The organism is Flavobacterium sp. XS2P24, assembly GCF_030010285.1.
Classification (GTDB): domain Bacteria; phylum Bacteroidota; class Bacteroidia; order Flavobacteriales; family Flavobacteriaceae; genus Flavobacterium; species Flavobacterium algoritolerans.
On the sequence record NZ_JASCRU010000002.1, the window covers coordinates 180259 to 194732 of the forward strand.

Here is a 14474-nt window from a genome sequence, read left to right on the forward strand (position 1 = left end):
GAAATGTAAAATTAATAAATAAATTCTGTAATTAATTGTAAATCAATATAAAATGTGACTTCTTTATACTTTTGGGATAAAACAAACAGGAATTGCTGTCATTTTATGTTGATTGATTGTATTTAATCGTTTATAAATTTCGAAAACAATCTTTTCTCTTCCTGAAAAAGCATCTAAAGATTGTTTAGCATCGTCTTGGGTCATTGCCCATTCCAATTCGTCATAACTGGCACCTAATTGATCTTCATCAGTTCTCTCATCGCCAAATAATCCATCAGTAGGTGATGCATTTAAAATTGAGTCCGGAACTTTCAAATAACTTCCTAAAAGAAAGACTTCAGACTTCATTAAATCAGCAATAGGACTCAAATCAACTCCGCCATCACCATATTTTGTATAGAAACCCACTCCAAAATCTTCTACTTTATTTCCAGTTCCTGCGACTAATAAACAATGAATCCCTGCAAAGTAATACAGCGTTGTCATTCTTAATCGTGCTCGAGTATTGGCAAGAGATAAATGAAGTCTAGCTGTATCTGAAACATCTGGAACTGCTGTCTTGAAAGTTTCAAAAACTGAGGTCAAATCAGCTTCAATACTGGATACATTAGGAAATCTTTTTTTTAATTGTTCAATATGCTCCCGTCCACGAGTTACATGACTTTGCGCTTGATGAATGGGCATTTCAACACATAAAACTTTTAATCCTGTTTGTGCACATAATGTTGAGGTAACTGCCGAGTCTACTCCTCCGGAAACTCCAATTACAAAACCATTTACTTTTGCATTTTCAGCATATGTTTTTAACCAATTTACAATGTGGGTATTCACTTTTTCAACTTGTAATGTGCTTTTTTTAGTCATAATAGTTTACGTTTTAAAAATCAGGAATGTATATTTGCAAAATCAATTTGTTGCGCATTCGTTTCCTTAGATTCTTTGGAAACAAATTTAATTAATATATATGAAAAAATATCTGTTTCTTGTAGTCTTTTGTCTCTTTATTTTATCCTGTGACAAGAAAAACAAAGTAGAAAGTGCTGTTACAGCAATTCCTTTGGAAGTAAAAGTGGAGCGCTTTGATAAAATATTTTTTGAAACTCCACCACAGGATTTAGAAAAAGTAAAAAAACAGTTTCCGTTTTTTTTTCCTCCAGGAAATGATAATAGTGTTTGGTTGATTAAAATGCAAGATCCCTTATGGAGAGAATTGTATACAGAAGTTCAAAAAAAATATGGTGATTTTGAGCCCGTAAAATTAGAGTTAGAAACACTTTTTAAACATATCAAATACTATTTTCCTAAGACAAAAACGCCAAAAGTGATCACTATAATCTCTGAAATGGATTATAAAAATAAGGCTATTTATGCGGATAGCTTGGTGGTGATTTCACTTGAATTGTATTTAGGAAAGAATCATAAGTTTTATCAGTTTCCAAATTATTTAAAACAAAATTTTGAGGAAAGACAAATCGCTCCAGATGTAGTTTCGAGTTTTTCAGCAGGTAAAATTCCACCGGTTTTAGATAAAGATTTGTTAAGCCAAATGATTTATTCTGGGAAGCAATTGTATTTAAAAGACTTACTTTTGCCGGATTATACCGATGCTGAAAAAATGGGATATACTCCAGAACAGATAACATGGTGTCAAGAAAATGAAAGTTACATGTGGCGTTATTTTATTGAAAAAGAAATGCTTTATAATAATGACCAAAAATTAATTTCCCGGTTTATAAATTCGGCGCCATTTTCTAAATTTTATTTAGAAATTGATAATGAATCACCAGGGCAGGTTGGTGCCTGGATAGGATGGCAAATGGTACGCTCATATATGAAAAATAATGATGTGCCTTTGGTAGATTTATTAAAAACCAATGCAAAAGAAATATTTGTTAAATCAAAATACAAACCAAAAAAGTAATGTCGAATAAAAATACATCAGAAATTAAGTTTCTAATTGAATTAGATGAAAACCGTGTTCCGGAAAAATTAATGTGGTCTGCCAAAGACGGTGGAGTTGAACAAGAGGAGGCTAAAGCGATTATGTTGTCTATTTGGGACAGCAAGGCAAAAGAAAGTATGCGAATTGATTTGTGGACTAAAGATATGCCTGTTGATGAAATGAAAATTTTCTTCCACCAGACTTTAGTGGCAATGTCTGAAACATTTAAACGTGCTACTGATGACGAGAAAATGGCAGACACCATGAAAGATTTCTGTGATTATTTTGCCGAGAAATTGGAGTTGACAAAATAGAATAACTGGCTTGCTAAAAAAAATAAAATCCCAAAACTAAACTTTAGTTTTGGGATTTTTTATATTCTAAATATAGTTTTTAAAACTGACTATTGTTTTTGAAAACCTCTTGGTTTACCTCGTCAATATAACTTAATAATTCTTCTTTTCCAGTAGATTCTGTTGCGGAAGTAACAAAGTAATGAGGCATTTCGGCCCAATTGTTAGCGAACATTTTCTTTTTGTAAGCCGCAATATGAGAGTCAATTTTTACTTTACTGATTTTGTCAGCTTTGGTGAAAACAATACAAAAAGGAATTTCACTTTCGCCCATGTAGGACATGAATTCAATATCTATGGTTTGCGCTTCATGACGAATGTCAATCAGAACAAATGCACAAACTAATTGTTCTCTTGTTTCGAAGTAGTCAGTAATAAATTCCTGAAAAATTGATTTCGTTTTTTTAGAAACTTTAGCATAACCGTAACCTGGTAAATCTACAAGAAACCAATTGTTGTTAATCAAAAAATGATTAATTAATTGTGTTTTTCCTGGTCTTCCTGATGTTTTAGCTAGCTTTTTATGATTCGTTAGCATGTTTATCAAAGAGGACTTCCCAACATTTGATCGGCCAATAAAAGCGTATTCCGGCAAAAAGTCTTTTGGACATTTGGATACATCGGAGTTGCTGATAACAAATTCGGCAGTATTAATTTTCATTTTTTCTAGGTGTAAAATTCTCCTTTTTTAGGATTAGTGTACTGATAAATGCGTGTGTGTTAACCAGTCTTCTAATAAACGATTAAATTCATCAGGATGCTCCATCATAGCGGCGTGACCACATTTATCAATCCAGTATAAGGTAGAATTAGGTAATAATTTATTGAATTCTTCTGCAACATCCGGAGGCGTAACTTTGTCGTTTTTTCCCCAAATTATACAGGTTTGAACATGCATTTTCGGCAAATCTTTTGCCATATTATGACGAATGGCGCTTTTGGCAATTGTCAATGTTTTTATCAATTTTATTCTGTCATTTACGGATTCGTAAACTTCATCAATAAGTTCTTTAGTGGCTACTTTTGGATCATAAAATACATCTTCAGCTTTTTTCTTGATGTATTCATAATCGCCTCTTTTAGGATAACTATCACCCATAGCGCTTTCATAAAGACCAGAACTTCCGGTAATTACAAGTCCGGCTACTTTTTCGGGATACATTTTAGTGTGGTATAAAGCAATATGGCCGCCTAATGAATTTCCTAACAGAATTACTCTGTCCAGCCCCTTGAATGTGATAAAATCTTTAACATATTTCGCAAAACTTTTTACATTCGTTTTTAAAATGTTTTGAGTGTATATAGGTAAATCTGGAATGATTATTTTATATCCTTTTGTAGAAAAGTAACTTGCAACAGCATCAAAGTTGCTAAGTCCACCCATAAGCCCGTGTAAGATGACAATTGGAGTTCCTTCGCCAGCTTCGTAATAGCTATATCTACCTTCTTTTTTATAGTGTTTTTCCATTTTTTTTGAATGCGGATTTTCAATTTTGACAAATATAGGATTTAATAAATAAAAAAGAATTTTTACAACAATTTTTAATTGTAAAATTATGCGTGTTGTTATAAAAACAGGCTTCTCTTTTTTGTGTATTTGAGCTTCAAATTTTAATTATTTTAAACTTGTTATTACCATTTTAAATTGAAATTTCATTGTATTTCACCTCCTTTTTTTAATAACATTACCTTTCTTACAAATAAAACAAAAGAGAGCTAACGTTCTGACTGTCCAAAAATTAAGGGTTTTTGTTTCAAAGTGGTTAAACTTATTAACAAAGTGGGATATAGTGGTAAATTGTGGTAATATTTTTTATATTTTTGCTCAACATCATTTAAAACTTTTTGATTGGATACAATTATTGGAACATATGAATGTAAAGTCGATGCTAAAGGAAGGTTGCTGTTGCCAGCGCCTTTGAAAAAGCAATTGGCTGCTTCACTTCAAAACGGCTTTGTTTTGAAGCGTTCCGTGTTTCAACCCTGTTTGGAGTTGTATCCTATGAGCGAATGGGATTTGATGATGCAAAAAATCAATAAACTGAATCGGTTCGTGAAGAAAAACAATGACTTTATCCGCAGGTTTACTGCCGGAGTTAAAGTGGTTGAGATAGATGCTTTAGGTAGGTTATTAGTGCCAAAGGATTTAGTGGTGTTTGCGAGTATTGCTAAAGAGGTTGTGTTCTCATCAGCAGTGAATATTGTTGAGATTTGGGATAAAGATTTATACGAAAAATCAATAAATGGTGAGGATGTTGATTTTGCAGATTTGGCAGAAGAAGTAATGGGAAATATAAATGACGACGACAATGGAATATCATAATCCGGTTTTGCTTCATGCATCAGTAGATGGTTTAAATATTAAGCCAGACGGCATTTATGTTGATGTCACTTTTGGTGGTGGAGGACATTCGAAAGAAATATTGAAAAGACTCGGGCCAAACGGAAAGCTGTTTGCTTTCGATCAGGATGAAGATGCTTTGGCGAATGCTTTGCCTGATGAAAGATTTACGCTGATTAATGAGAATTTCCGTTTTATAAAACGGTTTTTGCGTTTTTATGGGGTGAAAAGTGTTGATGGAATCTTAGCAGATTTAGGGGTTTCCTCCCATCAGTTTGACGTTCCTGAAAGAGGTTTTTCTACTCGCTTTGATGCGGGGTTGGATATGAGAATGAGTCAAAAAAATGATTTGAATGCCTATCGAGTTGTCAATGAATATGACGATGCGAATTTGAGAAGGGTGTTCTTGGATTATGGAGAATTGAAAAATGCACCTGCTTTGTCCAGAACAATTATAGAAGCCAGAGAAGAACAGCCAATCAAGACGACTGATGAATTAAAAGAGGTCTTGGCGAGATATTTACCGGAAAGAGTTAGGAATAAAATATTGGCTCAAATTTATCAGGCGATTCGAATTGAAGTGAATCAGGAAATGGATGTTTTGAAAGAGTTTTTGGAACAATCTTTAGAAATATTGAATCCAGGCGGAAGATTGAGCGTGATTTCATATCATTCATTAGAAGATCGATTGGTGAAAAGATTTATGAAAAACGGAATGTTTGAAGGAGAACCTGAACGTGACTTTTTTGGTAATTTTTCAGTGCCATTTAAAACGGTTGGAAAATTAATTGTTCCGGATAATGCTGAAATAAAAGAGAACAATAGAGCAAGAAGTGCCAAATTAAGAATTGCTGAGAAGATTTAATTAGTCATAAAAATGAAAAACGGAGTTTACAGCCTATTGAAAGCGCGGTTTCTTATAAATGATGATGCGGTAAAAAACTGGCGGTTTATTGTTTTTGTAATTCTATTGGCGATTGTTATGATTGCTAATACACAGCGATTTGAGCAGAAAGTATTTAGGATTGCAGAGTTGACAAATCAGGTTAAAGAGTTGCGTTCAGAATTTGTGGACAGACGCTCAGAATTAATGAAATTAAAAATGGAATCAACTGTTTCTGAAAAAATGATAGCAAAAGAAATTTTTCCGTCAACAGTTCCTCCAATAAAAATAAAGGTTAAAAAAGAAGAAGAAAAAAGCTTTTTCAAAAAAATATGGCAGTAGAAGATAAATACATATCGTACAGAATTTATCTGGTTGCATTCGCTATCTTATTGATGGCTATTGCTATTGCTGTAAAATTGACAAATATTCAATGGGTCGAAGGCGATTATTATAGAAAATTAGCCAAGGAAAGAACCGTTAAGAATTTTGTGATTCCAGCAAATAAAGGAAATATATATTCTGCAGACGGAAGCCTTTTAGCTACTTCTATTCCGAATTACGAAATACGATTTGATGCCGTGGCTCCAAAAGCTGAAGCATTTGAAAAAAATGTTAAGTCATTGTCAGATTCATTGGCATCGGTTTTAGGAAAACCATCTAATTTTTTTGAAAATGAATTAAGAAAAGCCAGGGCTAATAAAAACAGATATTATTTAGTTGCTCGTAAATTAAGTTATACCCAATATTCTAAAATAAAAAGTTTTCCGTTGTTCAATTTGGGTGCTTACAAGGGCGGAATTATAATTGAACAAGAAACCGTAAGAGAACACCCAATTGGTAAAATCGCTGAAAGAACTATTGGTTACGATAGAATTGACGAAAGTGGTCAATTAAAAAGAGTAGGAATAGAAGGTGCTTTTGGAAAATATCTAAACGGAAAAGACGGTAAAATTTTAAAACAAAAAATTGCAAAAGGGCAATGGAAACCCATTCGTGATGTAAACGAAGTTGATCCGCAAGATGGATACGATGTAATTTCTACTATTGATGTTTACATTCAAGATATTGCGCATCATGCCTTGTTGAAACAATTGGAAGAATATGGTGCTGAACACGGTTGTGTGGTGGTTATGGAAACCAAAACAGGTCAGGTTAAAGCGATTTCTAATTTGGGAAGAGACGAGAAATCAGGTAATTATTATGAAACTATAAATTATGCTGTTGCAGAATCTCATGAACCAGGTTCTACCTTCAAATTGGTTGATATGATTGCGCTTTTGGATGATAATAAAGTCGATACATCTAAGGTTTACGATAGTCGTGGTGGTGTTATAACTTACAGAGGTGATAAAGTTCGTGATTCGCATGAAGGCGGATATGGAAAAATATCGCTTGGAAAAGGCTTTGAAGTTTCTTCCAATACTATTTTAGTTCAAGCTGTTGTAGAAAATTATAAAAATAATCCACAGCAATTTATCGATAGAATAAATAAAATGGGTTTAAACAAACCTCTTGGATTACCATTTCAAGGTGAAGGAAAACCGATTGTTCACCAAACATCAGATAAAAATTGGAATCCTAATATTTTACCATGGATGGCTTTTGGATATAGTGTTGCAATGACACCTTTGCAAACTTTGACTTTGTATAATGCTGTAGCAAATAACGGAGAAATGGTAAAACCACAATTCGTTTCAGAAATTAAAGAATGGAATAAAACCATCAAGAAATACGATAAACAAATTATCAATCCGAAGATTTGTTCAGATGCAACTATCAAAAAATTAAAAGCGCTTTTATCAAATGTGGTAAAAAGAGGAACAGGAGCAAAGCTATATTCTAAAGATTTTTCTATGGCAGGAAAAACAGGAACAGCGCAAGCCAATTATGGGAAAAATGGCGGAAATGACAAACATTATATTTCATCTTTCGTAGGTTTTTTTCCTGCTGAACATCCTAAATATTCTTGCATTGTTGTAGTTCATGCGCCAAATACATCGATGAATAATTATTATGGAGCTGATGTTGCCGGACCAGTTTTCAAGAGAATTGCTCAAAAGATTTTCACCGATGCGCCTTCAACAAATGAGATTAAAAACCTAAATAGAAAGATTGCAAAACAAGAGAATAATTATGATTCTTACTTTGTAAAATCAGAAAAGAAATTGCAATTAATTCCAAATGTGAAAGGAATGTCTGGAATGGATGCGGTCTCTTTATTAGAGAATTTAGGAGTAAAAGTAAGAGCTATTGGAGTTGGTAAAGTGAAAAAACAATCGCTTGCTGCGGGTCAGAATATTGTAAAAAATACAACTATACTATTGGAATTGTCATGAGTATATTAAAAGATATATTGTATAAAGTAGCTATCGAAGCTGTAAAAGGTTCGACGGATATTACTATTAATAAAATGGATTTCGATTCTAGAAAAATCGGGTCTAATGATATTTTTGTGGCTATTCGTGGCTCCATTTCTGATGGTCACGATTTTATAGAAAAAGCAATTGAGCAAGGTGCTGTAGCGGTTATATGCGATACGTTTCCGGAGAATATTGCAAAAGGAATTACTTATGTTCAGGTAAAAGATACGAATTCGGCCTTGGCATTTATGGCTGCAAATTATTTTGGAGATCCTTCTCAAAACTTGAAATTGGTTGGAATCACGGGAACAAACGGTAAAACGACCATTGCTTCTTTGTTGTACCAATTGTTTAAGAAAGCAGGTTTTAAAGTTGGATTACTTTCGACAGTAAAAATTTTGGTTGATGATGTTGAATATAAAGCGACTCACACCACTCCTGATTCGATTACGATAAATCATTACCTAAAGGAGATGGTTGAAAACGGTGTCGAATACTGTTTTATGGAAGTGAGTTCTCATGGAATTCATCAAAAAAGAACCGAAGCGTTGCATTTTGTTGGCGGTATTTTTACCAATTTGTCTCACGATCATTTGGATTACCATCCGACGTTTGCAGAATACAGAGATGTGAAAAAATCGTTTTTTGATAATTTGCCTAAAACAGCTTTTGCATTGTCCAATATTGATGATAAAAATGGACAGGTGATGTTGCAGAATACTGTGGCAAAAAAACTGACTTATGCCTTAAAATCGTATGCGGATTATAAAGCGCAAATCCTGGAAAATCAATTATCAGGTTTGTTGTTGAAAATAAACGGAAATGAAGTTTGGGTAAAACTGATAGGAACATTTAATGCCTATAATTTATTGGCTATTTATGGGACTGCGATAGAGCTAGGAATGGAAAGTTTAGAAGTACTTCGATTATTATCTGATTTAGAAAGTGTTTCGGGGCGTTTTCAATTTATTGTTTCTGCTTCAAATATTACAGCGATTGTAGATTATGCACATACACCGGATGCATTAGAAAATGTACTAAAAACGATTAATGACATTCGTACAAAAAACGAACAATTGATTACGGTTGTAGGTTGTGGAGGAAATAGAGATAAAACCAAGCGACCAATTATGGCTGGCATTGCGTCGGATTTAAGTGATAAAGCAATTTTTACTTCGGATAATCCAAGAAATGAAGACCCGGAAGCAATTATTGCAGAAATGGAATTAGGCGTTGCTCCTCAGAATTATAAAAAAATGTTGACCATAACTGATAGAAAACAAGCTATAAAAACGGCTTGCCAATTGGCTCAGCCCAATGATATTATTTTAATTGCCGGGAAAGGGCATGAAACGTATCAGGAAATAAATGGTATCCGTCATGATTTTGACGATATGAAAATAGTTAAAGAAATATTAGATCAACTAGGAAAATAAAAGTTTAATCGTTGATTTGGTTAACTGTTTAATCTAATAGTAATCAAATCAGCAAATAAACAAATCAACGATTAACCAAATAAACAAAGATATATGCTATACTATTTATTTGAATATTTAGACAAAATATTAGATGTTCCTGGAACAGGTGTTTTTCAGTACATCACTTTTAGATCAGCGTTAGCATTGATGCTTTCTTTGCTATTGTCTACAATTTATGGTAAAAGAATCATCCGTTTTCTGCAAAGGCAGCAAGTGGGAGAAACCGTTCGTGAACTTGGTCTGGCTGGTCAAAATGAAAAAGCGGGAACACCAACAATGGGTGGTTTAATTATCATATTTGCTACTCTGGTTCCAGTTGTACTTTTTGCAAAACTGCATAATATATACATTGTTTTGTTGATTGTAACCACACTTTGGATGGGGACAATTGGTTTTATAGATGATTATATCAAAATTTTTAAGAAAGATAAAGAAGGTTTAAAAGGAATATTCAAAGTTGTAGGACAAGTAGGTCTTGGTTTAATAGTAGGTACGGTTCTTTATTTTAGTCCTGGTGTTACGGTTCGTACAGATACTTCTACATCGGATATTTTTAAAGTGCCATCACAAACGGTGATTTTGCCTGCGCCAGTAGAAGAAAAATCTACGGCTACTACAATTCCGTTCTTTAAAAATAATGAATTTGATTATGCTGAATTATTAGCATGGACTGGCGAAGGATACGAAAAATGGGCTTGGTTAATTTTTATTCCAGTTGTTATTTTTATTATAACGGCAGTTTCTAACGGTGCTAATTTAACGGATGGAATTGATGGACTTGCCGCAGGAACTTCTGCTGTTTCAGTTCTGGCGTTAGGAATATTTACGTTCGTTTCAGGAAATATAATTTTCTCCAATTACTTGAATATAATGTATATCCCTAATTCAGGGGAAATGACGGTTTTTATAGCCGCATTTGTGGGGTCATTGATTGGATTTCTTTGGTATAATTCTTATCCGGCATCCGTCTTTATGGGAGACACAGGAAGTTTGACTATTGGTGGAATTATTGCAGTTCTGGCAATTGCCGTTCGAAAAGAAATGTTGATTCCTTTATTGTGCGGAATTTTCCTTGTCGAAAATCTATCGGTGGTTTTACAAGTAAGTTATTTTAAGTATACCAAGAAACGCTTTGGCGAAGGCCGAAGAATATTTCTAATGTCTCCTTTGCATCATCATTATCAGAAGAAAGGGTATCATGAAAGTAAAATAGTAACGCGTTTTTGGATTGTTGCCATAATGCTCGCCATACTGTCAATTGTTACCTTAAAATTAAGATAGCATGAGGTTAGTAATCTTAGGTGGAGGAGAAAGTGGTGTAGGTACTGCTATTCTGGGCAAGAAAAAAGGATATGAAGTTTTTGTATCTGATTTCGGAAAGATAAAAGGAAATTACAAAGAGGTTCTGATCATTAATGGAATAGCTTGGGAAGAGGAAAAGCATACCGAAGATTTGATTTTGAATGCTGATGTGGTCATGAAAAGTCCAGGAATTCCGGATAAATCTCCAATAGTAAAGAAGCTTATTGAAAAAGGAATTCCAGTATTGTCTGAAATTGAGTTCGCTGCACCTTTTACAGATGCAACCATAATAGGGATTACTGGTAGTAATGGAAAGACAACTACCACAATGCTTACGTATCATTTGCTCAAATCTGCAGGGTTAAATGTAGGATTGGGAGGGAATATTGGAAAGAGTTTTGCCTGGCAAGTAGCGGATAATAAATATGATTCTTACGTATTGGAGTTGAGCAGTTTTCAATTGGACGGAATCTTGAATTTTAAGCCACATATTGCCATTATTACAAACATTAGTCCAGATCATTTAGATCGATACGATTACAAATATGAGAATTACATTGATGCAAAGTTTAGAATTACGATGAATCAAACCGAGGATGATTACCTCATTTATGATGCCGATGATGAAGCCATTACAGAGTGGTTTAAGAAACATACAACAAAAGCCAAATTAATTCCTTTTTCATTGACTAAAACTTTCAGCGAAGGAGCTTATATAAAAAACAACAAAATGGAAATTTCAATCAATCACGAAGAGTTTACAATGGACACAGAACATATTGCCTTAGAAGGAAAACATAACATGAAAAACGCAATGGCAGCAACCTCTGTGGCAAAATTGATGCAGATTAGAAAATCTACAATACGTGAAAGTTTATCTAATTTTCAGGGAGTGGAACACCGTCTTGAAAAAGTATTGAAAATCCAGAATGTACAATATATCAATGATTCAAAAGCAACCAATGTAAACGCCACTTTTTTTGCATTAGACAGCATGAATACACCTACAGTTTGGATTGTGGGAGGTGTTGATAAAGGAAATGATTACAATGAATTGATGTCATTAGTTCGTGAAAAAGTAAAAGCGATTATCTGTCTTGGTGTGGATAATAAAAAAATCATTGATGTTTTTGGTAACGTAGTCGATATAATGATTGAAGTCTCTACTATGAATGATGCTGTGAAAATGGCTCAAAGATTATCAGAAAAAGGCGATACGGTTTTATTGTCCCCTGCTTGTGCCAGTTTCGATTTATTCGAAAACTACGAAGACAGAGGAAAACAATTCAAACAAGCAGTTAAGAATTTATAGGAATGTTTAAGGTTTAAAGTTTAGGGTTGAGAAACTTTAAACATTAAACACAAAACTTTAAACTAATAAGAAATGAAACAACTAGTCAACAATTTAAAAGGAGATAAAGGTATTTGGTCATTCGTGGCCTTATTGGCTTTGTTTTCATTTATGCCTGTTTTTAGTGCTAGTAGTAATTTGGCTTATATCGGACAAGGAAACGGAAATACATTGGGTTATTTGGTTAAACATATTGTGCATATCTGTATTGGTTTTACCATTATTTTCATGGTGCATAAAGTACCTTACCACTATTTCAAGGCTGTTTCCAAAGGAGCGTTGTATATTGTTTGGGTATTATTGGCCTACACATTAATAAAGGGAACAGTAATTGCTGGTGCCAATGCCAGTCGATGGATTCAGGTTCCGTTCATAGGGGTTACGTTTCAAACTTCAACATTGGCAGCAATGGTGTTGTTTATTTTTGTAGCGCGTTATTTGTCTAAAACCCGAGAAGTTCCTATTTCTTTTAAATCCTCAATTTGGGAGCTTTGGTTGCCGGTATTCATTACGTTGGCATTCATTCTTCCGGCCAATTTTTCTACTACGGCATTAATTTTCTCCATGGTGTTGATGTTGGTTTTCATTGGAAAATATCCGTTGCGTTATATTGGCATAGTTGTAGGGTCAGGAATAGTATTTCTTGCATTTTTTATTCTTGTGGCTAAAGCTTTTCCGGATGCTTTTCCTAATCGTGTCGATACTTGGATTAGTCGTATTGATAATTTTACCAGTGATAAACCTGATGAAGATGATTATCAAATAGAGAAAGCTAAAATTGCTATAGCTTCGGGAAAAATATATGGATTAGGTCCTGGAAAAAGTGTTCAAAAGAACTTTTTGCCTCAATCTTCCTCCGATTTTATTTTTGCCATAATCGTCGAAGAATATGGGCTTTTAGGCGGCTTAGGAGTATTGATGTTGTATTTATTATTGTTGTTTCGATTTGTAATAGCATCGCATAAAGCCAATTCACTGTTTGGAAAATTAGTAGTTGTGGGATTGGGTTTTCCCATGATATTTCAGGCGATGGTAAATATGGCTGTAGCGGTTGAATTATTGCCAGTTACAGGACAAACATTGCCCTTAATAAGTAGTGGGGGAAGTTCAATCTGGATGACTTGTTTTGCACTTGGAATCATCATTAGTGTTACGAAAAAAGAAGAAGAAATTGCGCAGGAATTGAAAGATGCTGCTAAAAGAGAAGAAGCTCTTCAAAAATTAATTGACCGGGAATTAGAAGAGGAAGAGGTAGTAGCGGAGAATTATTCGATTGAAGACAAAGCTAACAATCCGATGCACGCAGTTTTAAATAAATAAGTGGTTTTAGAAAATTAGAAATTAATAAAAATGAAACAGTATAAATTCATATTAAGTGGTGGCGGAACGGGTGGACATATCTATCCTGCAATTGCTATTGCAAATGAATTAAAAGCTCGTTTTCCTGAGGCCGAATTTCTTTTTGTAGGTGCCAAAGACAAAATGGAAATGCAAAAAGTACCTCAGGCAGGTTACAATATAAAAGGACTTTGGATATCAGGTTTACAACGTAGATTGACATTTGACAATGCTCTTTTTCCAATTAAGTTGCTTTCAAGTTTATTAAAATCCCGAACAATAATCAAACAGTTCAAGCCAGATGTGGTTATAGGAACAGGTGGTTTTGCAAGTGGTCCGTTATTGCAAGCAGCCGCAATTGCGGGAATTCCAACAGTGATTCAAGAACAAAATTCCTTTCCGGGAATTACCAATAAACTGTTGAGTAATAAGGCAAACAAAATTTGTGTTGCTTATGAAAATCTGGAACGCTTTTTCCCAAAAGAGAAAATGATTTTGACTGGAAATCCAGTGCGTCAGGATTTAATTGATATCGAAAGTAAAAGAGAAGAAGCGATTCAATATTTTAATTTAGATTCAAATAAAAAAACATTGTTGGTTCTTGGAGGAAGCCTTGGCGCCAGAAGAGTAAACCAATTAATCGAAAAAGAGTTAGCCAATATGCTTTCTCAAAATGTTCAGGTCATCTGGCAATGCGGAAAGTTGTATTTGGAAGATTATAAAAAATACAATTCAGCTAATGTTCAGGTAGTCGCTTTTATTGAAAGAATGGATTTAGTTTATGCAGCGGCAGATGTTGTTATTTCTCGTGCAGGTGCATCATCCGTTTCGGAGTTATGTATTGTTGGAAAACCGGTAATTTTTATTCCGTCCCCAAATGTTGCCGAAGACCATCAAACTAAAAATGCACAAGCCATAGTCGATAAAAAAGGAGCTTTGATGCTGAAAGAATCAGAACTTGAATCACAGTTCAGTCTTGTTTTTGAAGTCTTGCTGAAAGATCAGGGAAAGCAAAATCAGCTGAGTGAAAATATAAAATTATTGGCTATGCCAGAAGCAACAAAACAAATTGTTGACGAAATTGTAAAGCTAATTAGATAGAAATAAAAAAGATAATACACCA

At 34.0% G+C, this 14474-nt stretch carries 14 protein-coding genes; 11 read left to right on the top strand and 3 right to left on the bottom strand.

Features of this window, described 5'->3' with window-relative positions:
* Positions 1 to 63: 63 nt before the first annotated feature.
* Positions 64 to 864 carry an NAD(+) synthase gene (gene nadE, locus QLS31_RS02645; protein ID WP_282710716.1) on the bottom strand — a complete coding sequence of 267 codons (801 nt, stop codon included), beginning with the start codon at positions 862 to 864 and terminating at the stop codon, positions 64 to 66.
* Between the two features lie 100 nt (positions 865 to 964).
* On the opposite strand from nadE, the gene gldB reads away from it, so the two are divergent.
* Together gldB and gldC are read left to right on the top strand one after the other, a co-directional pair.
* On the top strand, positions 965 to 1921 hold the full coding sequence (gene gldB / locus QLS31_RS02650; RefSeq protein ID WP_282742389.1) for a gliding motility lipoprotein GldB: 957 nt from the start codon (positions 965 to 967) through the stop codon (positions 1919 to 1921).
* The gene (gene gldC, locus QLS31_RS02655) at positions 1921 to 2256 is read left to right on the top strand and encodes a gliding motility protein GldC (RefSeq protein ID WP_091165314.1); all 336 of its coding nucleotides are present in this window, start codon (positions 1921 to 1923) and stop codon (positions 2254 to 2256) included. Before gldB ends, gldC begins: the two co-directional genes overlap by 1 nt.
* A gap of 79 nt (positions 2257 to 2335) precedes the next feature.
* Here the strand turns inward: gldC and yihA are convergent, their stop codons facing one another.
* Positions 2336 to 2956 carry a ribosome biogenesis GTP-binding protein YihA/YsxC gene (yihA, locus tag QLS31_RS02660; RefSeq protein ID WP_113634788.1) on the bottom strand — a complete coding sequence of 207 codons (621 nt, stop codon included), beginning with the start codon at positions 2954 to 2956 and terminating at the stop codon, positions 2336 to 2338.
* Between the two features lie 33 nt (positions 2957 to 2989).
* Positions 2990 to 3763 (bottom strand): alpha/beta hydrolase, encoded by a 774-nt coding sequence (locus QLS31_RS02665; protein WP_099714437.1) that lies wholly within the window; start codon positions 3761 to 3763, stop codon positions 2990 to 2992.
* A 381-nt stretch (positions 3764 to 4144) separates the two neighbouring features.
* Here QLS31_RS02665 and mraZ point away from each other — a divergent pair, with 381 nt between their 5' ends.
* The 9 genes from mraZ to murG all read left to right on the top strand — a co-directional run bounded on the left by mraZ (position 4145) and on the right by murG (position 14452).
* The gene (mraZ, locus tag QLS31_RS02670; RefSeq protein ID WP_114754268.1) at positions 4145 to 4618 is read left to right on the top strand and encodes a division/cell wall cluster transcriptional repressor MraZ; all 474 of its coding nucleotides are present in this window, start codon (positions 4145 to 4147) and stop codon (positions 4616 to 4618) included.
* Positions 4593 to 5501 (top strand): 16S rRNA (cytosine(1402)-N(4))-methyltransferase RsmH, encoded by a 909-nt coding sequence (gene rsmH / locus QLS31_RS02675; RefSeq protein ID WP_199074766.1) that lies wholly within the window; start codon positions 4593 to 4595, stop codon positions 5499 to 5501. Before mraZ ends, rsmH begins: the two co-directional genes overlap by 26 nt.
* A gap of 12 nt (positions 5502 to 5513) precedes the next feature.
* Entirely contained in the window at positions 5514 to 5861 is a 348-nt protein-coding gene (locus tag QLS31_RS02680) for an FtsL-like putative cell division protein (RefSeq protein ID WP_099714439.1), read from the top strand.
* Complete coding sequence (locus tag QLS31_RS02685) at positions 5852 to 7858, top strand: penicillin-binding protein (protein ID WP_282742393.1); 2007 nt, start codon at positions 5852 to 5854, stop codon at positions 7856 to 7858. Before QLS31_RS02680 ends, QLS31_RS02685 begins: the two co-directional genes overlap by 10 nt.
* The gene (locus tag QLS31_RS02690) at positions 7855 to 9318 is read left to right on the top strand and encodes a UDP-N-acetylmuramoyl-L-alanyl-D-glutamate--2,6-diaminopimelate ligase (protein WP_099714441.1); all 1464 of its coding nucleotides are present in this window, start codon (positions 7855 to 7857) and stop codon (positions 9316 to 9318) included. The genes QLS31_RS02685 and QLS31_RS02690 overlap by 4 nt, the downstream gene beginning before the upstream one ends.
* Before the next feature lie 93 nt (positions 9319 to 9411).
* On the top strand, positions 9412 to 10641 hold the full coding sequence (mraY, locus tag QLS31_RS02695; RefSeq protein ID WP_282742395.1) for a phospho-N-acetylmuramoyl-pentapeptide-transferase: 1230 nt from the start codon (positions 9412 to 9414) through the stop codon (positions 10639 to 10641).
* Between the two features lies 1 nt (position 10642).
* On the top strand, positions 10643 to 11974 hold the full coding sequence (gene murD, locus QLS31_RS02700; protein WP_282742397.1) for a UDP-N-acetylmuramoyl-L-alanine--D-glutamate ligase: 1332 nt from the start codon (positions 10643 to 10645) through the stop codon (positions 11972 to 11974).
* Between the two features lie 72 nt (positions 11975 to 12046).
* Entirely contained in the window at positions 12047 to 13333 is a 1287-nt protein-coding gene (locus QLS31_RS02705; RefSeq protein ID WP_099714444.1) for an FtsW/RodA/SpoVE family cell cycle protein, read from the top strand.
* A gap of 30 nt (positions 13334 to 13363) precedes the next feature.
* The gene (murG, locus tag QLS31_RS02710; protein ID WP_282742399.1) at positions 13364 to 14452 is read left to right on the top strand and encodes an undecaprenyldiphospho-muramoylpentapeptide beta-N-acetylglucosaminyltransferase; all 1089 of its coding nucleotides are present in this window, start codon (positions 13364 to 13366) and stop codon (positions 14450 to 14452) included.
* Positions 14453 to 14474: the final 22 nt, after the last annotated feature.

Excerpts from the sequence above, each read along its gene's own strand:
- nadE (WP_282710716.1), bottom strand. The coding sequence starts at position 864 with ATGACTAAAAAAAGCACATTACAAGTTGAAAAAGTGAATACCCACATT.
- gldB (WP_282742389.1), top strand. The coding sequence starts at position 965 with ATGAAAAAATATCTGTTTCTTGTAGTCTTTTGTCTCTTTATTTTATCC.
- gldC (WP_091165314.1), top strand. The coding sequence starts at position 1,921 with ATGTCGAATAAAAATACATCAGAAATTAAGTTTCTAATTGAATTAGAT.
- yihA (WP_113634788.1), bottom strand. The coding sequence starts at position 2,956 with ATGAAAATTAATACTGCCGAATTTGTTATCAGCAACTCCGATGTATCC.
- QLS31_RS02665 (WP_099714437.1), bottom strand. The coding sequence starts at position 3,763 with ATGGAAAAACACTATAAAAAAGAAGGTAGATATAGCTATTACGAAGCT.
- rsmH (WP_199074766.1), top strand. The coding sequence starts at position 4,593 with ATGACGACGACAATGGAATATCATAATCCGGTTTTGCTTCATGCATCA.
- QLS31_RS02680 (WP_099714439.1), top strand. The coding sequence starts at position 5,514 with ATGAAAAACGGAGTTTACAGCCTATTGAAAGCGCGGTTTCTTATAAAT.
- QLS31_RS02685 (WP_282742393.1), top strand. The coding sequence starts at position 5,852 with ATGGCAGTAGAAGATAAATACATATCGTACAGAATTTATCTGGTTGCA.
- QLS31_RS02690 (WP_099714441.1), top strand. The coding sequence starts at position 7,855 with ATGAGTATATTAAAAGATATATTGTATAAAGTAGCTATCGAAGCTGTA.
- mraY (WP_282742395.1), top strand. The coding sequence starts at position 9,412 with ATGCTATACTATTTATTTGAATATTTAGACAAAATATTAGATGTTCCT.
- murD (WP_282742397.1), top strand. The coding sequence starts at position 10,643 with ATGAGGTTAGTAATCTTAGGTGGAGGAGAAAGTGGTGTAGGTACTGCT.
- QLS31_RS02705 (WP_099714444.1), top strand. The coding sequence starts at position 12,047 with ATGAAACAACTAGTCAACAATTTAAAAGGAGATAAAGGTATTTGGTCA.
- murG (WP_282742399.1), top strand. The coding sequence starts at position 13,364 with ATGAAACAGTATAAATTCATATTAAGTGGTGGCGGAACGGGTGGACAT.